Genomic DNA, 21,736 nt, shown 5'->3' with positions numbered 1-21,736 from the left:
GTCTCAGATATTCAGGCCGACGCCCCGATCTGGGCTCGGATCTCCAACTGATCGGCGAGTTCGGCGCCTATCGCCCCCGCGCTCCCCAAAGTGAAGGCGATCTGCCGTCCCCACAGGAAATAGCGGTGAATCGGATAGTCGACATCCGCGCCGATTCCGCCGTGCATGTGCTGGGTCGCGTGCACCACGCGCAAACCGCCGCGCGACGCCCACCATTTGGCGACCAGCGCAGCCGCTTCCGCTTCACTCTCGACTCCGCTGTCCATCAGCCAGGCAGCGCGGTGGGTGGTCAATCTTGTGCTCTCGGTGTCGAGGTACGCGTCGGCGGCCCGGACGGCAACTGCCTGGTTGGTCGAGAGTGGACGACCGAATTGCACTCGCTCGGAGGTGTATTTCGCCGTCATCGCCAGCGCTTCCTCGCAGACGCCGGTAGCCAGGGCCGCCAGAGCGACCCGCGCACGTCGTAACGTCCAGTCTCGAACCACCGCGCCGTCCGCGGGAAGTGCGTCAGCTGCAGTAACCGCAACCCCGTCGAACTGCACAGCGCTGTTGCTCTCGCGGTTCGTCACCGCAAGCGGTGTACGCACCAGCGCATCCCGGTCCGTCGGCACGATCATCACGGTGACACTGCCGTCCGGCATCGTCACCGGAACCACCAGTGCGGCAGCGAACTCCGCGGCAGACACGGAGTCGACGCGGCCTGACAGAACCCAACCGTCAGGCGCCGGCTCGGCGCGAACCGCCGTCTCGGCGTTGTAACCGGTGTCGAAGGCGCCGGTGACGATCACCGAGCCGTCGAGCAGTCCCGGAAGCCACGACGCTTTCTGCTCCTTACTGCCGAACTCGGCAATCGGCAGCGCTGCCGTCGAAATCACCGACCAGAGCGGCACCTGGGCGACCCGGCGGCCCTGTTGTTCGAGCACCGCTGCCAGGCCTAGCATTCCGAGTCCCGCTCCCCCGACCTCCTCTGGCAGAGCAATCCCCAGAACGTCGGAATCGGCGAGGAGCTTCCACAGTTCGGCGTCGAAACCGCCGGCGCCCTCCACTTCCCGCAGGCGGTCCACTCCGGACTTCGCCGAGAAGATCGATTCACTCAGATCCCGCACTGCGGACAAGTTGTCGTCGAATTCGAATTCCATGTCAGCTCTTTTCGTTCTGTGCAGCGGGCCGGCGACGCGCAGCAAGCGCCATGCCCAGACATTTTGCGGCGACAATTTCACGCATCACTTCGTTGGTTCCACCGCCGAAGGTGTTGTTCTGGGCGCGTCGACCCAGGTTCTCGACTCGCCCTTCCAGTACCGCTCCGGGTGTGCCGGGGCGCAGTAAGCCCTTGGCGCCCAGCACTTCCTGCAGCATGCCGTACGCACTGACGACGGCTTCGGTACCGAAGATCTTGGCCGCGGCCGAATCCCCGCCGCCCAAGGTGTTGGCGGCGACGTCCGCCACCAGTCGTAGGTTCATCAGGTCGGCAGCACTGAGCAGCGCGTAGACTTCCGCCAATTTCTCACGTACCCAGCCGATGTCGTAGACGTGGCCGTCACCGGCGGGTTCGGTCTTTGCCCATTCGACCACCTCGGCAAAGAGCTCGTTGGCTATACCACCGCGTGCCGCCAGGGCAACACGTTCGTGGTTGAGCTGGTTGGTGATGAGCTTCCACCCTTGATTGAGCTCACCGACGACATTGGTGATCGGCACCCGAACATCTTCGTAATAGGTTGCCGAAGTGCTGATTCCGCCCACGGTGTGAATTTCGGTGACCGAGAACCCCGGCGAGCTGGTCGGTACCAGGACCACGGAAATGCCCTGATGCGTCGGCGCGTCAGGATCGGTACGAACGGCAAGCCAGACCCAGTCGGCAAACACACCGGCACTGGTGAAGATCTTGTTGCCGTTGATGACAAGCTCGTCACCCTCGATGCGGGCGCGTGTTTCGAGTGCCGCGAGGTCGGTGCCCGCATTGGGTTCGGTGTAGCCGATGGCAAAGATCAACTCGCCCGCCAGGATCGGACGCAGGAAGAAGTCCTTCTGAGCTTGCGTCCCGTGCTTGATCAGAGCGGGTCCGACGGTGTTCAGCGTGACCAGCGACAGCGGCGCATTGGCGCGAATCACCTCGTCGTAGAACACGTACAGAGCTTCGGGGTTCTCGCCCCGACCGCCGAATTCCTCCGGCCACCCCAAGCCCAGCCAACCGTCTTTACCCATTCGGCGCAGAATGCGATCGAAGACGGGGCCGCCTTCGGTCTGATCCACGAGAGCACGGCGGTCTTCGTCGTTGATGATCTCCGCGAAGTACGCCCGCAATTCCTTGCGCAGAGTCTTCGACTCCTCCGACAAATCCAAGTACATGGTGAAACTCCTAAGATCTACGAACGCGGCAGGCCGAGTACGCGCTGCGCGATGACGTTGAGTTGAATTTCGACGGTTCCGCCGCCGAACAGAATCGAGGGAAGTCCGATGTGGTCTATCGCGTAATTCGCCGACGGGTCGACAACGGCGGCACGAGGTCCGAGCAGTCGCAACAGATCCCGCGAGCCCTCACGCTGCGCCAGGGCGTTGTACACCTTCGACACGCTGATCTCGGAGCCCGGTTCCTGACCCGCCAGTCGCGCCGACACCCCGCGTAGATTCATCGCGGACAGTGCCAACTCACGAGAGATACTGCGGCCGAGGCCATCCACTGCGTCTTCGCGAGGGCAGTCGTGGCTCGCGTCGGCAATAACCTGACGGAACAGCCGACTCGAACCGTGGTGCAGCGTGCTGCCCATACTCAGGCGTTCGTTGGACAGCGTTGTCGCAGCAAGCTTCCACCCTTGCCCCGGCTCCGCCACCAGGCAGTCGTCCGGGACGAAGACGTCGTCGAGGAATACCTCGTTGAACTCCGACTTACCGGTGGCTTGTTTCAGCGGACGTACGTCGATGCCTTTCGAGGTCATGTCGACCAGGAAGTACGACAGCCCACGATGTTTCGGAGCGTCGGCGTCCGAACGCGCCAGGCATACTCCCCAATCGGCCTCGTGCGCGCCCGAGTTCCACACTTTCTGACCCGACAGGACCCAGCCACCGTCGACCTTGCGCGCTTTCGTGCTCAGACCGGCCAGGTCTGATCCCGCGCCCGGCTCACTGAACAGCTGGCACCAGATGATGTCGGCGCGCAGCGAAGGCTCGACGAACCTGTCCTGCTGCTCGGCGTTGCCGTGTTCGAGAATCGTGGGCAGCACCCATTCCCCGATCACCGTGGACGGTTGAGCCCAACCTCGCATCGCGAATTCGTGTGCGATGACGGCCTGTTCTCTCGGTCCTGCTCCCAGCCCGTACGGCGCCCGATAGTGCGGGGCAACCAGTTTGGCGTCGGCAAATCGGGCGCGTCGAGCGCTCCCCTTGGCCGGCGCCCAACTGGCGCTGGTGGTTCCGTCGTCGGGCAGCAGCGCAACCTCGTCCAGAACCCTGCGAACCTGCTCTCGTAGTTCCGGCAGCATGTCCGGGTCGACAAAGGAGAAATCCCGTTCCGAATCGGCAGACCGGTCTCCCAACGTGTGTGCCCACTTCACCTCGGAACCCGCCACCGCAGCGATACTGATTGCCCGGCGCCAGTACAGATGCGCGTCATGCTCCCAGGTGAATCCGATTCCGCCGAGCAACGTGACACATTCGAGGGCGTTCTCGATGCCGACGGGCAAAGCGGCCAACGCAGCTTGAGCCGAGACAAGTCTCTGTTGATCCTCGTCGTGCTCTTCGGACCGAGCGGCGTCCCACGCTGCGGCACAGGCAATCTCGGAGCGGACCAGCATCATGGCCGCCTTGTGCTGAACTGCCTGGAAGCTTCCGACCGGACGGCCGAACTGCTGCCGGGACTTCACATAGTCGACCGCGGTGCGTAGCGCCCACCCGGCGATACCGCTCGCCTCCGCAGCCAACACCGTGTTGACGATCAGTTCGACTCGGTGCGCCTGGAGACCCTCGACGATCAGCCCAGCGTCGACCTTGTGATCGGTCAACGTCAGTGTCCCGATCGAGCGTGTCAGATCCACTCCGTCTTCGACCTCCACCGCAGCGGAAGACGACTGCTCGAGCCGGAACCACAACTCGCCGTCGTCGCTGTTCGCTTGCACGAGAACGACATCGGCTCCGGGCAGACCTAGAGCCGGGTCGGCAGAACCGCTCACGGTCCACCCTGCATCGCTGCGAGCCGCGCGCAATCCCACGCCGGTGCAGACTGCTCCGGTTGCACCGGCAGCCAATTCGGTCAGCATTGATTCCGCAGCCGGGCCGGCAGCTTTTGCGAGGATCCCACTGGCGATGACCGTCGGAACGTACGGTCCCGGGTAAAGCGCATCACCCAATTGCTCGACTACCACCGCCAGTTCGGCAAGCCCTGCCCCGTCACCGCCGTACTGCTCCGGCAGGTGCACTGCGTGCAGTCCCTGACGGACCAATCCATTCCACGAGTCCGGCCGATCACCGGCGGCGTACCGCTTGACGTTGCTCCGCGTATCGGCGATTCCACCGAAGCGGTTCGCGAATGCGGCTACCGCTTCCGCCAGGTCACGGTGATCTTCGAGCAGGGGCAGTGCCATGGCAGGTTCCTCAATCTTCGGTTCTTGTCAGATGCGTTCGAGAATCAGGCAGGTGGTTGCGGCGGACGCGCAGATCGCGATCAGCGCGATGGACTTGTCCCGGCGCTCCAGTTCGTCGATGGCATTGGCCAACAGTCTGATTCCGGTTGCACCGGCCGGGTGGCCCAACGCGATTGCACCACCGTTGACGTTCAGCAATTCGGGATCGACGCCGTGAACCTGCGCGAACGACATCGGTACCGAAGCAAATGCCTCGTTGACCTCGAACAGATCGATGTCGTCGATCGTCAGACCGGTGCGGCCGAGCACGATGTTTGCCGCGTCCACGGGACCGTCGAGCATGAACTCGATGTCTCCGCCGATGACGCACTGCGCCAATATCTTTGCCCGCGGCCGCACGCCGAGCATCCTGGCTCGATCCTCGGACATCAGCAGAGCGGCACTCGCACCGTCCGAGACCTGCGAAGACGTTCCAGCGGTGTGCAATCCGCCCTCTTGAACGGTACGCAGTTTCGCGAGTCCTTCGAGACTCGATTCGCGCAGACCCTGATCCCGATGAACCGGAACGTCAGAGCCCGGGGCGACCACATCGATGATGTGTGAGTCGAAGCGTCCTGCCTCCCATGCTGCTGCGGCTCGCTGCTGCGAGCGCAGCCCGAAGGAGTCGAGATCCTCGCGGCCGAAACCGCGCTTGACAGCAATCCGATCGGCCGCGGTGTACTGATCGACGGTATCGAGTGACCACGACTCCGGACGTGGTGTTCCGAGGCCGGTACCCACCTTGTACGTCAACGGAGCGCGGGACATCAGTTCCACACCGCACGCCACACCCACGTCGACTGCACCGATGGCAATCTGCCCGGCAATCAACTGCACCGATTGCTGCGCGGTTCCGCACTGCGCGTCGATCGTGGTGCAGCCCGCTTTCAACGGAAGGCCCGCATGCATCCAGGACGTACGCACGATGTTTCCGAACTGCTCACCGAGAGGCGTCACACAGCCGCCGATGACCTGGTCGACCGCGCCAGGATCCACGCCCACCCGATCCAGCACGCCTTTCTGCGCATAACCCAACAGTTCCGCCGCGTGGACTCCGGACAGCCAACCCTCACGCTTGCCGAACGGCGTTCGTGCTGCGTCCACGATGACGGGCTTCATGCCAACTCCTCGGTTCGTAATGCTGGGTTCTCCGGTAATGCTGCGCCGTCCAGACCACGCACGGTCAGGGACCACTCGTCGATCAGGTCCAAGCTGACGCTCGAGCGCGCGGTGAACTCGGTGTCGCAATCACACAGCGCTGTGACCGCTTCCACCATTTCTTCCATAGATTCGACCTGATCCGGCCGGATAGTCTCACCGACCAGGACTCTGGCGCCCTCACTGAGCACCGCTGCCCGCGGTTGAACCGTGTTGACGCGAACCCCCTGGCCGTAGAGTTCCACGCCCATGCCGTTGCTCATCCTGTTGAGCGCTGCTTTGGACGCGCCGTACACGGTCATGGCAGTTCCCGGTTCGACCCACGTGAACGGCGGGCCATGCCACGGTTTGACGGTGCCACTGGACACGTTCACGATCCAGCCGTATCCGTTTGCCACCATCCCCGGCACCACGGCTTGCATCAGATCGAGCGGTGCATGGACATTTGCCTCGAACATCAATCGTCGCCGCCGCAGTGGGTAATCCGAGAGCGGCTGATAGATCGCCGCTGCCGCGTTGTTCACCAGGATGTCGATCGTCCCGCCAAGCTTCTCGATCGCCAGCGGTACAACGGTGTCGCGCTGCTGCTCGTCCGTCAGATCTGCGACAACTATCTCGACTTTGGTTCCGTACTTGGCAATTCGAGCCGCAGTCTCTTCGAGACTGCCGGGCAGGGTTGCATGCGTGCCGAGCGTCCGAGCCACGAGGGCGACGTCGGCACCCTCGGCTGCCAGTCGCTCCGCGACGCCCGCACCGATTCCGCGACTGGAACCGGTGACAAGCGCTCGGCGGCCGTCAAAGCGCCTCGTCATGCTATTTGAACTTCGAGGCGAAGCGATTGATGCTCTCCGCAATCCGTGCAACTTCGTCTTCACGCAGGCCGTGACTCATGCCGAGTGTCATTCCTCGGGCGAAAACCGCGTCGGCTTCCGGCAATCCTTCGGCCGGCTGACGGAACTCGATGTTGTTCATCATCGGGTGACGAGTGACGTTGCCGCTCCACACAGTTCGTGTGTCGATACCGTCGGCCTCGATGGCTTCCTGCAGGTCGCTGCGCGTGAAGGGGGCGTTCTCGTTGATCATCACCGGGTAACACAGCCACGCCGTGTCGAGACCGTCGAGTTCTACCGGCGTCGTGAAGAATTCGGGGTGAGCACCATATGCCGCTGTGAAGGCCGCAAAGGTGGCCTTGCGCGTCTTGTAGTTCTCTTCCAGCTTGTCGAGCTGCACCACGCCGTAGGCTGCGCCGAGTTCGGAGGGCTCGAAGTTCCACGACATGAGCTCGAAAATGAAATCGTTGTCGTAGTCGACGCCGTCGAGTTCTTCACGGAAGACTCGACCGGACTTGGTGCTGCCGAACAGGTTCGGCTCGCTACGACGGCCCCAACGGCGAAGCAGAAGAGCCTTGTCTCGGCTGGCTTCGTCGTCGACGCACACCATTCCACCGGTTCCCGCGCACGTGATGATGTGTGCCATCGAGAAGCTGGTGACGACGATGTCGGCCCGAGAGCCGGTAGGAGTGCCGCGGAGCGTGGCGCCGATCGCATCACACGAATCCTCGATCACCTTGAGTCCATGGCGATCAGCGATATCACGAATGACGTCCCAGTCCGGGCAGTTGCCGGCCAGGTTCGGCATCAGTATGGCACCGGTCTTTTCGGTGACCATGGCTTCGATCTTGGTGACGTCGACGTTGAACGTGTTGGGTTCCACGTCCACGAACACCGGCACCAGACCGGCACGCACGATCGGTGCGATATCGGTGGAGAACGTCAACGGCGACGTGATGATCTCGCTTCCCGCAGGCAGTCCGAGCAGCTCGACTGCCAAGTACAAACCCGAGGATCCCGAGTTGCACATGACGCCGAACTTCTTGCCGGCCAAGGCCGCGATACGTTCTTCCATCTCGAAGACGTTCTTGCCGATGCGCAATCCTTGATGCCCGCTGCGCAAGACGTCGACAACAGCCTGTATTTCTTCCTCGCCGTGGGTGGCCCTGGCGTAGGTGATCCGCTCGCTCATCTTGTTCCTGCTTTCTCGAATAGGCGGCAGATTCAGCGATCTGCCGAGAGGACGAGCGCACTGTGCGGGACGGGAGAGCCGCCGGTCACGAGCACGTTGTCCAGAGTTTTGGTCGGTTGATTGGTGGAGGTGCCGCGGATCAGGCGAACACCTTCGGCAATACCGTTGACGCCGTGGATGTATCCCTCACCGAGTTGACCGCCGTGGGTGTTGATCGGCAGGCGACCGTCCAGCTCGAGATTGCCGTCGGCGATGAAGTCTTTTGCCTCGCCCCGACCGCAGAATCCGTACTCCTCGAGTTGAAGCAGAACCATCGGGGTGAAAGCGTCGTAGAGAATTGCGGCATCGATGTCGTCCGGCCCGATACCGGCCTGGTCCCACAGTTGGCGCGCCACGAGTTCGACTTCCGGCATGCTGTCGATGTCGTCGCGGTAGTAGCTGCTCATCGAAATCTGTTGCGGACCTACACCTTGCGCAGCGCCACTGATGACCGCAGGTTTGTGCGGCAGGTCGCGGGCGCGCTCCGCACTGACGATCACCAGCGCCTGTCCGCCGTCACTTTCCTGGCAGCAGTCGAGCAGGCGGATGGGATCGGCGATCATGCGTGAGTTCTGATGGTCCTCGATAGTGATCGGGCGTTCGTAGAACCAGGCCTTGGGGTTGTTCGCCGCATGCTTGCGTGAGAGGACCGAGATCTGGCCGAAGTCGGCGCTTGTTGCCCCGTACTTGTGCATGTACAGCTTGGCGAGGAAGGCTTCCTGCTGCGCCGGGGTCAGAAGCCCGTACGGGTTGATCCAGTTCCGATACTCCTGGTCCGTCGACGCGTTGTACGCAAAAGGTGGCGGGCCGGCGCCGAATCGGTGACCTGATCTTTCGTTGAAGGCACGGTAGACGACCACAACGTCGGCAACTCCGCTGGAGACGGCAAGCGCTGCTTGTTGAACCGGTGCGCAGGCACCGCCGCCGCCGTGTGGAATTCGACTGAAGAACGTCAATTCCGGGATCCCGAGGGCGCGTGCGACCGCAATCTCAGGATTGTTCTCCATGGTGAACAGCGCAAATCCGTTCACCTCTTCTGCCTCGATGTGAGCGTCGTCGAGTGCGGCGATCACGGATTCGCACGCCAACTGCCATTCGCTACGGCCGGAGTTCTTGGAGAACTCGGTTGCGCCGATTCCGGCGATGGCTGCTTGCCTCGAAAATCCTCGTGTCATGCGATTACCCTTTCCACCGGTTCGAGAGTCACGTCGGCCGTCACGTGTGTTCCACGGGCGTTTTTCCCGAGAACCGTCACGGTGAGCGCCCGGCCGTCTGTGGCGGTGACCTCGCCGGTGAATGTCATGGTGTCTCCGGGAAAGTTCGGAACACCAAGCCGTAGTGATGTTTTGACGATCCGTGATGCCGGGCCGGACCAGTCGGTGATATAGCGGTCGATGAGCCCGTTGGTGGTGTTGATGCTCATGAAGATGTCGGGAGTTCCGCGATCCTGGGCCTTGCCCGGATCGTGATGCACGTCCTCGAAATCCTGAGAAGAGATCGCAGTGGCGACGATCAGCGTTCGATCCAACGGCAATTCGAGGCTGGGGAGGACCGAACCCACTTCGCAGTCAATCAGTTTCGTCATTGCACCGAACCCCGTCGCCTCAGTTGCGGCAGCATCTCGCCGTGAGCGTGCTCGGAGAAGGTCACTTCGAGTTCCAAGCCGAAGTCGAGTTCCTCGTGATCGATCCCCGCGATGTCGGCAACCAGACGCGTGCCTTCTTCGAGATCGACGAGTCCGACGGCGAGTGGGTACTCGAAAGCAGGATCCTTCGGGTGATGGATGACCGTGAAGCTGTGCAACGTGCATCGCCGCGTGGATTCGACTGTGTCCCAACTGAACGAGCGGCATTCCGGGCACGCGGGTGCGGGTGGGTGGCGCAGTGTCTTGCAATCCCCACACCGTTGGATCTCGAGGCGACCCTCTTTGGCCGCAGAGAAGAAGAAATCGTTGTCGTCGGTGACGGTCAGTCTCGGAACAGCGGTGTTGCGGGAGCCAGTCTCGCTCATGCGATTACCTCCTGGACTTCGAGTTGAGTATCTGTCTGGGCATCTGGTTTGAACCTGAGCAATCGAAAGCGCTCTTCGACCAACGTCTTTCCGTCCTGGTCGACGTACTCCTTGAACAGAGTGATGAAACACCCGTGACCGAGGGCAGTCTGTTTGAACGGCGAGATCGCTTCGATGGTGAAATGCGCGGTGACGTGGTCTCCGGGGCTCAGCTCCGCGAAATACTCCTGCTCGACGTTGGTCGCGACAACGGACGTGTATCCGGCCTCGTCCAACAACGCCAGCAGTCGTGAATACGCGAAGTCCTCGGAGGCTCCGTCGGCACGAAGTTGCTGGACCTGCCGATAACGTCGGTAACCCGCCATCACCCAGGTCGAAATCATGGCGGGCGGACAGACGACGTCTCGACGGCCGGTACTGCGGGCGGCCTCTGCGTCGACGTAGATCGGGTTGCGGTCGTCGTGCGCCTCGACCCAGTTGCGGATCATCGCCTCGTTGACGGCGTAGCGGGCGACGCGGGGTGGTTCGGCCTCTGCGCCGATGAAATTCGGAAACTGCGTCTGCAGGCTCTGCACTGAAATCCTCCGTGAACGAAAGTTGAGCAAGCGCTTGATTTTGAAGCTAGCATAGGAATCCGGAAGTGGAAACACGCGATCTCACCGACGAATTGGTTCGAGACGGAGCTATCAGGCAGGATTGCGCTACGTTCGACGCCGGCAGCCCGGCACCCCCGAATCCCTGCCCTGAGCAGGACCGACAACCAGTGGAGATTTCAGTGGCATCACCAGATCGTCGGGAGAAGATCCTGGAGAGCTCAGCCGAGCTGTTTGCCAGGAAGGGTGTCGCCACCACGACCGTTCGCGAGATCGGCGACGCCGCCGGTGTGTTCTCGGGCAGCCTCTACCACTACTTCAAGTCGAAGAATGCGATAGTTGCCGAGCTCATGCGCGGCTTCATCACCGACATTCAGCTCCGCTTCGATCAGGTGGAGAAGACGGCAAACGACCCCGAGGAAGTCCTGCGCGGCTTGATCCGCGAGACGCTGGTCGTCATCGAACTACACCCGCACCCGACGGCGATCTACCAGAACGATCGGGCTTATCTTCGCGACAACGATCTCCTGCAATCCGTCGACGGGCCTTCCCGCCAAGTCCGCGAGCATTGGATGAAAGCGATTGCCGAAGGCGTCGATCAGGGAATCTTCCGCAAAGACGTGGCACCGGAAATTTTCTATCGATCGGTACGAGACACCTTGTGGTCGACAACGCATTGGCCGGATCGCCAGAAGTACACCACCGACGAGTTCGCGGATCTGATGATCACGCTCTTCCTCTCGGGATTCAGGGTCGCCTGACCAGATCCGGCAAATCCAGATGTTTCGGGGTTCGTCCCTGCGGCAACAGGATCGACACCGCGAACACGACCACCGCGCAGCCCGCGCACACCAGGTAGGCGACGGAGAATCCGGTCCACGACGTGGAATGTTCCGAACCGCTGATCACGAATGCAGCGAGAATGGTTGCCACCGTCGCACTGCAGATCGTGCTTCCGGACGTCCGCAGAAGTGAGTTCAGCCCGTTGGCAGCCGCCAGTCGCTGACGAGGCACGGCAACCAGAATCAGCAGCGAGAGCGTGCTGTACACGATGGCAGTCCCGACCGCTGTGATACCCAGTGCTGCAACCACTCCCCACAGCGGCTTACCGGCAACGGCGTGAATCCCGTACCCGCCGGCGAGGAACACGGCGCCGGTCAACATCGCGGTCCGTGAACCGAAGCGGTCGGTGATACGCACCGCAACCGGTGAGAACAGCACCATCGCGATACTCGCCGGAATCTGGCAGAGCGCTGCCGCGATGATCGACAGGCCGTACCCGGCACCCGGCCCCTTCATCCCCTGCAGCAGTTGTGTCGTGATCAGCGTGTTCCCGAAAAACGCGAACCCGACCAGCAGAGCCGCCAGATGCGGGATCAACACTGCACGTTTCACGAGAGCACGGACGTCGACCAGCGGATTGACGTTGCGCCGCTGTTGAATTACCCAGAGCGTGAACAGCACCGCCGACGCGGCCAGCATGGAGATCACCGCTCCACTGGTCCACCCCCAACTCGACCCCTGAGTGATCGGCACAAGCAGAGCAATCATCGCGGCGCTCAGACCAACCGCCCCGACGCCGTCGAATCTTCCCGACGGATTCGGCTCGGACTCTCGAATGAACAGCACCGCAGCAAGAGTCACGGACAGCCCGATGGCGGTGGTTACCCAGAACAGGACGTGCCAATTCGAGTACTGCGCGATCATCGCAGAAAACGGTATGCCCAAAGCGGTTCCGACACCGAGCGTCGAACTCATCATGGCCACTGCGCCGTTGACCTTGTTCCGTGGCAATTCGTCTCGCAGCATGGAGATTCCGATGGGGATGACTGCCGACCCGGCCCCCTGCAACGCTCTCGCGAAGATGAGTACAGCGATGTCCGACGACAGCGCACACAACATCGAGCCGAGAGTCATCATCGAGAAAGCAACCAGAAGCATCTTCTTCTTGCCGAACATGTCGGCGAGTCGACCGAAGATGGGAGTGACGACAGCGCCGACCAGCAGCGTGACGGTCACCAGCCAGGACACGGCCGTGCGTCCAGCGCCGGTGAAGTGCGGCAACTCCGGCAGCAGTGGAACGATGACCGTCTGCAGAACAGCCTGGAACACTGCGGCGGCGACAACGATGGGGAACAGGAAGCGGGAGCGCGGCTGCGCGAGTCCCGCGTCGGAGGTGGTGACTGCAGGCGTGCCCGGCGGACGGTCGAGCGTCGTCACCCCACACCGCCTGTTCTCACTAGGTAAATATCCGTTCACCTACATTAGGTGAACGGATATTTACCTAGCAAGAATTGTGACGCCGCTCACCCGTCGAGCAGCTTTTGCACCAGCGGTGCGTACAGCGCAACCACCTCGTCCTGGGTGCCGGTGGCATGGCCGGCCATCATCCGTCGGCGCATGATCGCCACTCCGACCACCATCGACATCGCCAGTTCCGCGCGCAATCTCGCGTCGGGGCCGGACAGGCGAGCGGCGAGGGTGTCGATCATCTGCGTCGAATAGTTCTCGCGCAGCTTGCGGTTGCTCTCTTCACTGACGCCGCTCATGAACAACAAGCTCATGGACAGCGGCTTGTACGACTCCAGCGGCTTGGTGAACAGCGAGACCATGCGCTCGCCGAGCGAGTCGTTCGGGGCGTCGAAGACCGTGACCGCCGCTGCCCGGAAGTCGACCAACTCGTCGTACAACTGCTCTTTGGAACCGAAGTACTTGATGATCAGAGGCGCGCTGACGCCTGCGTCTTCGGCGATGTCCTTGAGCGTGATTTCGCGGTACGGCCGAGTCGCGAATGCTTTCCCGGCCGACGCGATGATCTGCGCACGCGTCTGCTCGGACGTACGACGCACCTGCTGACCTTGCTCCGTGCCGCTCATCAAGCGTTCCGCGACAATTCACGACGGCCGGACAATGCGCGACCCAGCGTCAACTCGTCTGCGAATTCGAGATCGCCACCCATCGGAAGACCCGAAGCCAACCGAGACACCGTGAGCCCCGGAATGTCTCGCATCATGCGAACGAGATAGGTAGCTGTCGCCTCACCCTCGGTGTTGGGGTCAGTGGCGATGATGACCTCGGACACGTCGACGCCGTCCTCCTGATTTGCGATGCGAGCCAACAACTCCCGGATACGCAACTGGTCAGGCCCGATCCCCGAGAGCGGATTGAGCGCACCGCCGAGCACGTGATAGCGACCCTTGAACTCACGGGTGCGCTCGACGGCCTGAACGTCCTTCGGTTCCTCCACGACGCAGATCACCGTGCGATCGCGACGTGCGTCGGCGCAGATGCGGCACTTCTCCTGATCGGAGACAGTTCCGCACACCGTGCAGAACTGAACGCCGTCACGGATGCGCTGCAATGCATTTTTCAAACGGTCGATCTCGGGAGGCTCCACGGAGAGCAGGTGAAAAGCGATGCGTTGAGCGCTCTTCGGCCCGACTCCGGGAAGCTTCCCGAGTTCGTCGATCAGATCCTGAACCGGACCTTCGTACACGCGTTCTCGTTTCTAGAAGCCGGGGAGACCGGGAAGGCCTCCGCCGAGTCCGCCGGCCAACGGGCCGAGCTTCTCAGCAGCGACTTCCTGTGCCTTACGCGAAGCGTCCTCGATCGCGCCGATCACCAGATCCTGCAGCGTCTCGACATCTTCGGGGTCGACGACCTTGGGATCGATCTGCAGACCGACAACCTCGCCGGTGCCCTTGACCGTGGCGACAACCAGTCCGCCACCGGCCTGACCGGTCACTTCGGCCTGAGCCATTTCCTGCTGCGCCGCCATCAATTGCTGCTGCATCTGCTGAGCCTGAGCCAACAGAGCAGACATGTCGGGTGCTCCACCTGGTTGCACGAGCGGTCCTTTCTACAGAGTTATCCCCACCAGCGTAGTCGGTGCGCGCTACCGTGAGCGGGTGCGCCGGAACCAGTCAGACACCGTAAAACCGTCAAGAGGGTCAAACATGGCATCACGTGTGTTCCGCTCCACTGCCCTGATCGCCGTGGTCGGGGCCGGGCTTCTGAGCGCTGCGTGCACGATTCCGACCGAGACTGCCGAGGCCACGACTTCGGTCGAGGTGTCTCCGCTGAGCACTGTCGCCGCTGACGTCCCCGCTGCGCTCACCGGCAAGGTCGTCTTCCTCGATCCCGGGCACAGCGGGGCGAACGACGACAGCATCAACACCCAGGTCCCCACGGGCCGCGGCGGCACCAAGAACTGCCAGACCACCGGCACCAACACCGATGCCGGGTTCCCCGAGCACACCTTCAACTGGGAAGTCGCGAGCCTGGTCAAGAGCGAACTCGAAGGCCAAGGCGCCACAGTGGTCCTGAGTCGACCGGACGACATCAGCGTCGGATCTTGCGTCGACGCACGCGCCGAAGCTGCCAATTCCTCCGGCGCCGACGTAGTGGTGAGCATTCACGCGGACGGCGCAGCAGCCGGAGCCGAGGGCTTCCACGTCTGCTACTCCGCGCCCCCGCTGAACACGGTGCAGGCCGGCCCGTCCGTCGCCTTTGCCGAAACCATGCGCGACTCACTCGTCACCGCCGGGCTCACCCCGTCGACCTACATCGGTGACGACGGGCTGGCACCACGCGCCGATCTGACGGGACTCAATCTGTCGCAGCGGCCGTCGATTCTGGTCGAACTCGGCAACATGCGAAATGCCGACGAGGCAGCGCGCATGACGAGCCCGGACGGTCAGCAGGAATATGCGTCCGCCGTCACCAGCGGAGTCACCGCCTTCCTCACAACCCCCTGACCTGTCTTTCTGTGGAGAAATTCCACTTGTCCACAGGTATGTCGGCACCGCCGAGGTAGCCCGCTCACCTGGATACGGTTCTGCCATGGGGCCGATACTTCAGGTAGATTTCGCTGCTCTGCAGCAACTTTCAGCTGATCTGTCTCGAATTGCGGAACAGATCTCGGGGATCGATTCCGCCGGTACGATTTTCGAAGCCGCGGCGGCCCTGAACTCGTCCGCCGTCGCGGCTGTGTCGACTGGGAATGCCGGCGTCATCGCCGACGCGTACCGGCACCTGGCTACGCAATTGGGACTCATGGCGTCGGGAACCGCTGCCGCAGCACGTCTGTACGACGCTGCCGAGGGCGAAGTGGTGTCCGAACTGCGCGGAGCCTACTGATGCGGCCCACCGTCTCTCAGCTTCGAACGTGGTCACCGGAGAAATTGCGCACAAGCGCTTCGGAACTGATCGACATCGACCGGCAGATCGAAGTTCTCGGCAATGACGCCGGACGCAGCATCGACGCCGTCCGCGAATTCTGGCAGGGACAAGCGTCGAGCGCGGCGGCAGTGCAGTGGTCTGGCATCTCGCTTTCCTCGTCCCGGCTGTCGATTGCAGTTCGCGTAGTTGCGGATCTGTATGGCGGAGCGTCCAATACGATCGGTGCGGCGCGAAAATCAGTTCTGGACCTGGTCGAGGAGGCGACTCTCGAACACGGCTTGACGGTGTCAGACAGTGGAGCGGTATCGGCACCTGAGACGAAGCAGCCATGGAATCTGGCCGACGCCATGCAAGATTCCGAAAACGCCACGGCTGCACAGGTTTTTCAGCAGAAGATCTCCACTGCATTGACGGCACTCGACGACGAAGACAACCGGGCCGCGACTGCTCTGCGTGCGGCATTCCGAGAGATCGGATCACTCCTTGGCAATCAGCCTGATCGCCTCGACCGCACTGTCGTCGACATCCTCGACGGGAGGTCGACACTCCCCGGGACACCCACGGAGCTACACCGACTCTGGGAATCGCTCACGCCCAACGAGAAAGACGCGTTGGCGAGGTGGGATCCGTCCATCGGTAGCCGCGACGGCCTTCCCGCCCTCGACCGGGACTACTACAACCGGCGGTACCTCTCTGCGCTCGAGCAGTTGCCGGATCGAACGGTAGCTGCCGGATACACGGCCGTGCGCGGCGAACTTCGACCGGACACGTTCCTTCTCTCGGTCACGGATGGGCATGCCGTCGTGGCAGTCGGTAATCCCGATGCCGCCGGCAACGTCGCAACACTGGTTCCCGGAACCGGCTCCGGGCTGTCGGGCGTCGGCGGAGACCTGCAACGAACCAAGGCCATGTACGACGCGTCCGTCAGGGCAGCACCGACGGAAGCCACATCAATGATCCTGTGGTCCGGATACGACGCTCCCCCAGGCATTCCCGACGCAGCATCGGATCGGTACGCCACCTCCGCAGCGCCGAGGCTCGACAGCTTCCAGGACGGGTTACGAACCTCGCATGACGGTCCGCCTTCGCACAACGTGGTGATCGGTCATTCCTACGGCAGCACCGTCATCGGTGCTGCGACTACCCGTGGCGCTTCCCTCGACGTCGACGAACTGGTTTTTGTCGCAAGCCCCGGCGTCGATGCCGAGCGCGTGAACGAACTGAGCCTGGACGGCGTCGACTCGGCCGAGATGGCTCGCCATGTTCATTCGACGACGGCCTTCTGGGATCCGGTCCAATTGATCCCCACGATCCTCGGAGTCCACGGGTTCGACCCGTCGGATCCGGAATTCGGCGCGCAGGTATTCACCGGATCTCCCGGGGAGCCTGGGTTCGGAGTTCACAGCGATTACTGGGAAAGCGGAAACCCCGCACTCACCGAATTCGGACGGATCATTACCGGCCCATGAAAGAAGGCGCCGTACCGGTGAAGGTACGACGCCATCTCGGTGATGCAGGATCGGTTAGACGAGTTCGCGCTTGAGGTTGTCCAGGACCTGGGCCTGGATGCGCTGCAGACCCTTCGGAGCGAACGTGCGCTCGAAGAAGCCGCCGATACCGGTGGCACCCTGCCACTGGGTGAGCGTCGTCACCGTCGTTCCGGTGCCGTTGGGGGCAACGGTCCAGGTGGTGACGAGGCTGGAGTTCGCGTCCTTCTCGGTGATGACGTTGCCGTCGACCGTCACTGTCGCCTTGACGTTGCGCGAGCGCTTTTCCGTCGCCTTGAGCGTCCACTGCGCGACGGTTCCGTCACCCTGGCCACCTTCGACGACCTTGTAGTCGAGGTACTGCTCGGACAGGATTCGCGGGCGAACCGTCTCGTAGTCCGAGAGCGCCGCGAGCACCTTGTCGGGTGCTGCTGTGACGACTGTCGAACTCATTGCATTGACCTGACCCATATGCCCTACGTCTCCTTGCTCGACCAACGCGGCTCGATACCGCGAATGACTACCCGAATCCGCACCTCGAACTGCGCAGATATTCCTTTCCATACTGCCTGCTGCGCCCGGGTATCTCGACCATCTACCCATTCCGTGTGAGCTGGTTCACCACTCGGAGCATTTACCGAGTTCGATTGCAACAACTCGATCAAATTCGGGCATTAATACCCCTCCGGATAGCTTGCACACGCAACTACCGATAGCGTCAGGGTGTGACTCTCTCGTTCAATGGGGTAGTTCAGAAGTTAGATCGAATCCGGACAAAGCAAGGCCCGGGTTCCGATGCTGCGCGTGAAATGGGGTTCGAGCAGCACAGAGAAGGCGTCGAACGCCTACTCGCGTCATACCGCGCCATTCCCGCCGATGCTTCTGTACGCCTGGCAAAGAAGACATCCAATCTGTTCCGCGCTCGCGCCAAGACGTCGGCCCCCGGCCTCGACGTCAGCGGTCTGGCAGGTGTCATCGCCGTCGATGCGCAGGCGCGCACAGCCGACGTCGCCGGCATGTGCACGTATGAGGACCTCGTCGACGCGACGCTGCCCTACGGGCTGGCGCCCCTGGTCGTGCCTCAACTCAAGACCATCACCCTGGGCGGTGCGGTGACCGGCCTGGGCATCGAGTCCACCTCGTTCCGCAACGGCCTGCCGCACGAGTCGGTACTCGAAATCGACGTACTGACCGGAAGCGGCGAGATCATCACGGCAACACCGGACGGCGAACACGCCGAACTGTTCTTCGGTTTCCCCAATTCCTACGGCACCCTTGGCTATTCGACGCGATTGAAGATCGCACTCGAACCCGTCAAGAAGTACGTCGCCTTGCGCCACGTGCGCTTCGATTCGTTGAAGAAGCTCGAAGAAACGATGGATCGCATCGTCACCGAACGCGAGTACGACGGGATCGCCGTCGACTATCTCGACGGGGTGGTCTTCACCGATTCCGAGAGCTACCTCACACTCGGCGTGCAAACCGACAAGGAAGGCCCGGTCAGCGATTACACCGACCAGGACATCTTCTACCGGTCGATCCAGCATTCGTCACTCACCCAGCCCAAGACGGATCGCTTGACCATTCGCGACTACCTGTGGCGCTGGGACACCGACTGGTTCTGGTGCTCACGAGCTTTCGGTGCACAGAACCCGAAGATCCGGCGCTTCTGGCCCAAGCAGTACCTGCGCAGCAGCTTCTACTGGAAGCTGATCGCCCTCGACCACAAGTACGACATCGGAGATCGCCTCGAAAAGCGCAAGGGCAAGCCCCCGCGCGAACGCGTCGTCCAGGACGTCGAGGTACCCATCGAACGAACCGCGGACTTCGTCTCGTGGTTCCTCGAGGAAATCCCGATCGAACCACTGTGGTTGTGCCCGTTGCGTCTTCGCGAGCCAAGCCCTGCCGCCGCTTCTGCATCACGGCCGTGGCCCCTCTACCCCCTCGAACCCAAGCGCACCTACGTCAACATCGGCTTCTGGTCTTCGGTGCCGATCGTTCCCGGTGAGCGCGAGGGGGCAGCAAATCGACTGATCGAAGAAAAGGTCAGCGATTTCGACGGACACAAATCGCTCTACTCCGACTCCTACTACTCGAAGGAAGACTTCGAGGAGCTGTACTACGGCGGCGACCGGTACATCGGACTCAAGGAACGCTACGACCCGAAATCCCGTTTATTGGATCTATTCTCTAAGGCGGTGCAACGTAAATGACCACGTTCAAAGACTCCAAAAGCCAGGACAAGCTCTCTATTGCCGAGATTCTCGAGACGCTTTCCGACGGCATGCTGCCGCTTCGATTCACCGCGTACGACGGCAGCACCGCCGGCCCCGAAGATGCCGACTACGGACTGCACCTCAAGTCGACTCGCGGAACCACTTATCTCGCAACAGCTCCCGGTGACCTCGGCATGGCCCGCGCGTACGTCTCCGGCGATCTCGAAGCCGAGGGCGTCCACCCCGGTGATCCGTACGAGATCCTGCGCATCATGGGTGACGAACTCCACCTCAAGCGCCCGTCCGCACTGACGCTCGCCAGCATCACGCGCTCCCTGGGCTGGGATCTGTTGCGGCCCATCGCCCCGCCGCCCCAGGAACATCTCCCTCGGTGGCGTCGCGTCGCAGAAGGACTGCGTCACTCCAAGACTCGTGACGCCGAAGTCATCCATCACCACTACGACGTCTCCAACACCTTCTACGAGTACGTCCTCGGCCCGTCCATGACGTACACCTGTGCCGCTTACGACAATGCGGAGCAGACGCTCGAAGAAGCCCAGGAGAACAAGTACCGCCTGGTGTTCGAGAAGCTCGGACTCCAGAAGGGTGATCGACTTCTCGACATCGGCTGTGGCTGGGGCTCGATGGTCCGCTACGCGGCCAGGCGCGGCGTCAAGGTGATCGGCGTGACTCTCTCACGCGAGCAAGCGGATTGGGCACAGAAGGCCATCGAGGACGAGGGCCTCGCCGATCTCGCCCAGGTCCGTTTCTCCGACTACCGCGACGTGGCCGAGACCGGATTCGACGCAGTGTCCTCCATCGGCCTGACCGAGCACATCGGCGTCGGAAACTACCCGGCGTACTTCGAGTTCCTCAAGGGCAAGCTGCGTGAGGGTGGGCGTCTGCTCAACCACTGCATCACCCGTCCGGACAACCGAAGCAGCGCCAAAGCAGGCGGATTCATCGACCGGTACGTCTTCCCCGACGGGGAGCTCACCGGTTCGGGTCGCATCATCTCCGAGATCCAGAACGTCGGCCTCGAGGTGCGTCACGAAGAGAACCTTCGCGAGCACTACGCACTGACGCTCGCCGGATGGTGCCAGAATCTCGTCGACAACTGGGACGCCTGCGTCGCCGAGGTCGGCGAAGGAACCGCCCGCGTCTGGGGCCTGTACATGGCCGGCTCACGACTCGGGTTCGAGCGCAATGTCGTTCAGCTGCACCAGGTTCTGGCCGTGAAGCTCGGCCCCAAGGGTGAGGCGCATGTGCCGCTTCGCCCGTGGTGGAAGGCCTAGGGGCAAAGCCCCTGTGCGCCTTTTTGGTAGTCGGCACTACCAAAAAGGCGCACAGGTGCCGCAGGCACCCGACTGCGTCCTCACCCAACCTCCCCGCCGCAAGACCGTCTCCACCTCGTGCGCAACCTGGCACGGGGTCTTCATCACCTCGTCGAATCCGTAGACCAACCGCGGACGACCTGCCAGCTCTGCCGCATTGTCACGGCGGCGATCACGAAATGCCACTTCTGCCATGGAATGCGCCCACCGACCGTCGAGACGCACGATCAGCGGCACACTGACTTCGCTGTAATCGCAGTCCTCGTACAGCGTGCGGCCGTCGACGCGGACCGGAGACTGGCGTCTGGCCGACGGCAACCCGTGCGCCTGCTCCACGTCGACCGCATAGTGGTATTCGAGCGTTGACTGCACCCCGTCTGCCAGGAGGCGTACCGCATCGGAAAGCGCACCCTTGAATCGATGTGGTGTTCGTTCGTCAATCCGACGACGCACATCGTTCAACGGAATTCGCGCATTTGTCACTGTGGTGATGAGTGAAACGTAGGCGCTTCGCGCTGTGGATTCGGCGGTCGCAAGATCAATCGCGGTATCCGCCCGCGACGTTCGAGGTATGACTGACGGCACGCCGATGTATCGGTGGGCTCGGGATCGGTGGACGACTACCCCGGGGTGAACCACGCCACCCACTCTGACAAGTGCACCCGACGTTCGCGCTGGAACTCGGCGGATTGTCGCGGACTGACAGCGAGCCGACTTGCCGTAGGGCACGGTGACATGGACTGGCTTGTCTGCGTCGATGCGACGCATTCCCCATTCCTCAGCTGCAGTGTCGTGGCTCAGAATCGCTTGCGGGCCACCATAAAGCCAAGCGGCGTTCAAGATCATTTCTCTGGTGAGCGGGCCAGCGGTCACTGCATACACGCCTTGTAGAACGCGCTGCCATTCGCCGCGGTCCAGAAAGTTCCGCAGCATCCCTCGGTTGTATCCGAATGACGAGAGTTGCTGTTGCCGTACCAGACCGGATTGCGCATCGAGAATCCGGAGAAACTCGCTTCCACCATGAGACGTAGTCATGGCACCAAGCGTCAGGCCGAACTCCGACAGGACTGACGCGAAATTCGC

General features: G+C 62.2%; 22 protein-coding genes. 6 read left to right on the top strand and 16 right to left on the bottom strand.

Annotated features, from left to right (window positions below):
• Window positions 1-11: 11 nt before the first annotated feature.
• From AC1Q6C_RS12180 to AC1Q6C_RS12135, 10 genes are read right to left on the bottom strand one after another with little or no spacing between them, the layout of a single operon-like run.
• The gene (locus tag AC1Q6C_RS12180; protein WP_492666635.1) at window positions 12-1,139 is read right to left on the bottom strand and encodes an acyl-CoA dehydrogenase family protein; all 1,128 of its coding nucleotides are present in this window, start codon (window positions 1,137-1,139) and stop codon (window positions 12-14) included.
• A gap of 1 nt (window position 1,140) precedes the next feature.
• Entirely contained in the window at window positions 1,141-2,346 is a 1,206-nt protein-coding gene (locus AC1Q6C_RS12175) for an acyl-CoA dehydrogenase family protein (protein ID WP_047271591.1), read from the bottom strand.
• 17 nt (window positions 2,347-2,363) lie between these two features.
• The gene (locus tag AC1Q6C_RS12170) at window positions 2,364-4,574 is read right to left on the bottom strand and encodes an acyl-CoA dehydrogenase family protein (protein ID WP_492666634.1); all 2,211 of its coding nucleotides are present in this window, start codon (window positions 4,572-4,574) and stop codon (window positions 2,364-2,366) included.
• Window positions 4,575-4,601: 27 nt separating this feature from the next.
• On the bottom strand, window positions 4,602-5,732 hold the full coding sequence (locus tag AC1Q6C_RS12165; RefSeq protein WP_283551879.1) for a steroid 3-ketoacyl-CoA thiolase: 1,131 nt from the start codon (window positions 5,730-5,732) through the stop codon (window positions 4,602-4,604).
• Window positions 5,729-6,583 (bottom strand): SDR family NAD(P)-dependent oxidoreductase, encoded by an 855-nt coding sequence (locus AC1Q6C_RS12160; RefSeq protein WP_020905912.1) that lies wholly within the window; start codon window positions 6,581-6,583, stop codon window positions 5,729-5,731. The genes AC1Q6C_RS12165 and AC1Q6C_RS12160 overlap by 4 nt, the downstream gene beginning before the upstream one ends.
• 1 nt (window position 6,584) lies before the next feature.
• Window positions 6,585-7,793: a DegT/DnrJ/EryC1/StrS family aminotransferase gene (locus tag AC1Q6C_RS12155; RefSeq protein ID WP_003943793.1), complete on the bottom strand. Its 1,209-nt coding sequence runs from the start codon at window positions 7,791-7,793 to the stop codon at window positions 6,585-6,587.
• A 32-nt stretch (window positions 7,794-7,825) separates the two neighbouring features.
• Complete coding sequence (locus tag AC1Q6C_RS12150; RefSeq protein WP_030535711.1) at window positions 7,826-9,007, bottom strand: lipid-transfer protein; 1,182 nt, start codon at window positions 9,005-9,007, stop codon at window positions 7,826-7,828.
• Window positions 9,004-9,417 carry a hotdog family protein gene (locus tag AC1Q6C_RS12145; RefSeq protein ID WP_047271582.1) on the bottom strand — a complete coding sequence of 138 codons (414 nt, stop codon included), beginning with the start codon at window positions 9,415-9,417 and terminating at the stop codon, window positions 9,004-9,006. Before AC1Q6C_RS12145 ends, AC1Q6C_RS12150 begins: the two co-directional genes overlap by 4 nt.
• Complete coding sequence (locus tag AC1Q6C_RS12140; protein ID WP_047271580.1) at window positions 9,414-9,842, bottom strand: Zn-ribbon domain-containing OB-fold protein; 429 nt, start codon at window positions 9,840-9,842, stop codon at window positions 9,414-9,416. Before AC1Q6C_RS12140 ends, AC1Q6C_RS12145 begins: the two co-directional genes overlap by 4 nt.
• Window positions 9,839-10,417: an FAS1-like dehydratase domain-containing protein gene (locus AC1Q6C_RS12135; RefSeq protein ID WP_058227087.1), complete on the bottom strand. Its 579-nt coding sequence runs from the start codon at window positions 10,415-10,417 to the stop codon at window positions 9,839-9,841. Before AC1Q6C_RS12135 ends, AC1Q6C_RS12140 begins: the two co-directional genes overlap by 4 nt.
• 65 nt (window positions 10,418-10,482) lie before the next feature.
• On the opposite strand from AC1Q6C_RS12135, the gene AC1Q6C_RS12130 reads away from it, so the two are divergent.
• Window positions 10,483-11,196, top strand: a complete 714-nt coding sequence (locus tag AC1Q6C_RS12130; protein ID WP_492666633.1) for a TetR/AcrR family transcriptional regulator — start codon at window positions 10,483-10,485, stop codon at window positions 11,194-11,196.
• Here AC1Q6C_RS12130 and AC1Q6C_RS12125 read toward each other — a convergent pair.
• The 4 genes from AC1Q6C_RS12125 to AC1Q6C_RS12110 all read right to left on the bottom strand — a co-directional run bounded on the left by AC1Q6C_RS12125 (window position 11,183) and on the right by AC1Q6C_RS12110 (window position 14,282).
• Window positions 11,183-12,655 (bottom strand): MFS transporter, encoded by a 1,473-nt coding sequence (locus AC1Q6C_RS12125; protein WP_492666632.1) that lies wholly within the window; start codon window positions 12,653-12,655, stop codon window positions 11,183-11,185. The two genes, AC1Q6C_RS12130 and AC1Q6C_RS12125, sit on opposite strands and share 14 nt — an antisense overlap.
• An 86-nt stretch (window positions 12,656-12,741) precedes the next feature.
• A complete protein-coding gene (locus AC1Q6C_RS12120) occupies window positions 12,742-13,311 on the bottom strand; it encodes a TetR/AcrR family transcriptional regulator (protein ID WP_007731538.1) in 570 nt (189 codons plus the stop codon).
• On the bottom strand, window positions 13,311-13,931 hold the full coding sequence (recR, locus tag AC1Q6C_RS12115) for a recombination mediator RecR (protein ID WP_003943917.1): 621 nt from the start codon (window positions 13,929-13,931) through the stop codon (window positions 13,311-13,313). The genes AC1Q6C_RS12120 and recR overlap by 1 nt, the downstream gene beginning before the upstream one ends.
• A 12-nt stretch (window positions 13,932-13,943) precedes the next feature.
• Window positions 13,944-14,282, bottom strand: a complete 339-nt coding sequence (locus AC1Q6C_RS12110) for a YbaB/EbfC family nucleoid-associated protein (RefSeq protein ID WP_003943929.1) — start codon at window positions 14,280-14,282, stop codon at window positions 13,944-13,946.
• Between the two features lie 109 nt (window positions 14,283-14,391).
• Between AC1Q6C_RS12110 and AC1Q6C_RS12105 the strand changes: the two genes are divergently transcribed.
• The 3 genes from AC1Q6C_RS12105 to AC1Q6C_RS12095 all read left to right on the top strand — a co-directional run bounded on the left by AC1Q6C_RS12105 (window position 14,392) and on the right by AC1Q6C_RS12095 (window position 17,085).
• Window positions 14,392-15,192: an Rv3717 family N-acetylmuramoyl-L-alanine amidase gene (locus tag AC1Q6C_RS12105; RefSeq protein ID WP_030535716.1), complete on the top strand. Its 801-nt coding sequence runs from the start codon at window positions 14,392-14,394 to the stop codon at window positions 15,190-15,192.
• 85 nt (window positions 15,193-15,277) lie between these two features.
• On the top strand, window positions 15,278-15,574 hold the full coding sequence (locus tag AC1Q6C_RS12100; protein ID WP_054188610.1) for a hypothetical protein: 297 nt from the start codon (window positions 15,278-15,280) through the stop codon (window positions 15,572-15,574).
• Window positions 15,574-17,085: an alpha/beta hydrolase gene (locus tag AC1Q6C_RS12095; RefSeq protein ID WP_161121112.1), complete on the top strand. Its 1,512-nt coding sequence runs from the start codon at window positions 15,574-15,576 to the stop codon at window positions 17,083-17,085. The genes AC1Q6C_RS12100 and AC1Q6C_RS12095 overlap by 1 nt, the downstream gene beginning before the upstream one ends.
• Window positions 17,086-17,139: 54 nt before the next feature.
• Here AC1Q6C_RS12095 and AC1Q6C_RS12090 read toward each other — a convergent pair whose 3' ends face one another.
• Entirely contained in the window at window positions 17,140-17,574 is a 435-nt protein-coding gene (locus AC1Q6C_RS12090) for an SRPBCC family protein (RefSeq protein ID WP_003943959.1), read from the bottom strand.
• A gap of 338 nt (window positions 17,575-17,912) precedes the next feature.
• Between AC1Q6C_RS12090 and AC1Q6C_RS12085 the strand changes: the two genes are divergently transcribed.
• Together AC1Q6C_RS12085 and AC1Q6C_RS12080 are read left to right on the top strand one after the other, a co-directional pair.
• On the top strand, window positions 17,913-19,316 hold the full coding sequence (locus AC1Q6C_RS12085; RefSeq protein ID WP_050656447.1) for an FAD-binding oxidoreductase: 1,404 nt from the start codon (window positions 17,913-17,915) through the stop codon (window positions 19,314-19,316).
• Window positions 19,313-20,614: a class I SAM-dependent methyltransferase gene (locus tag AC1Q6C_RS12080; RefSeq protein WP_003943932.1), complete on the top strand. Its 1,302-nt coding sequence runs from the start codon at window positions 19,313-19,315 to the stop codon at window positions 20,612-20,614. The genes AC1Q6C_RS12085 and AC1Q6C_RS12080 overlap by 4 nt, the downstream gene beginning before the upstream one ends.
• Window positions 20,615-20,650: 36 nt before the next feature.
• Here the strand turns inward: AC1Q6C_RS12080 and AC1Q6C_RS12075 are convergent, their stop codons facing one another.
• Window positions 20,651-21,688, bottom strand: coding sequence for a type IV toxin-antitoxin system AbiEi family antitoxin domain-containing protein (locus AC1Q6C_RS12075; RefSeq protein WP_003943834.1), 1,038 nt, complete (start codon window positions 21,686-21,688; stop codon window positions 20,651-20,653).
• Between the last annotated feature and the right edge of the window lie 48 nt (window positions 21,689-21,736).

The sequence above is a fragment of the Rhodococcus sp. MT28 genome, from assembly GCF_058792695.1.
Note: the sequence above shows the minus strand (reverse complement) of the source record. Positions and strands in the feature narration are given on the sequence as shown.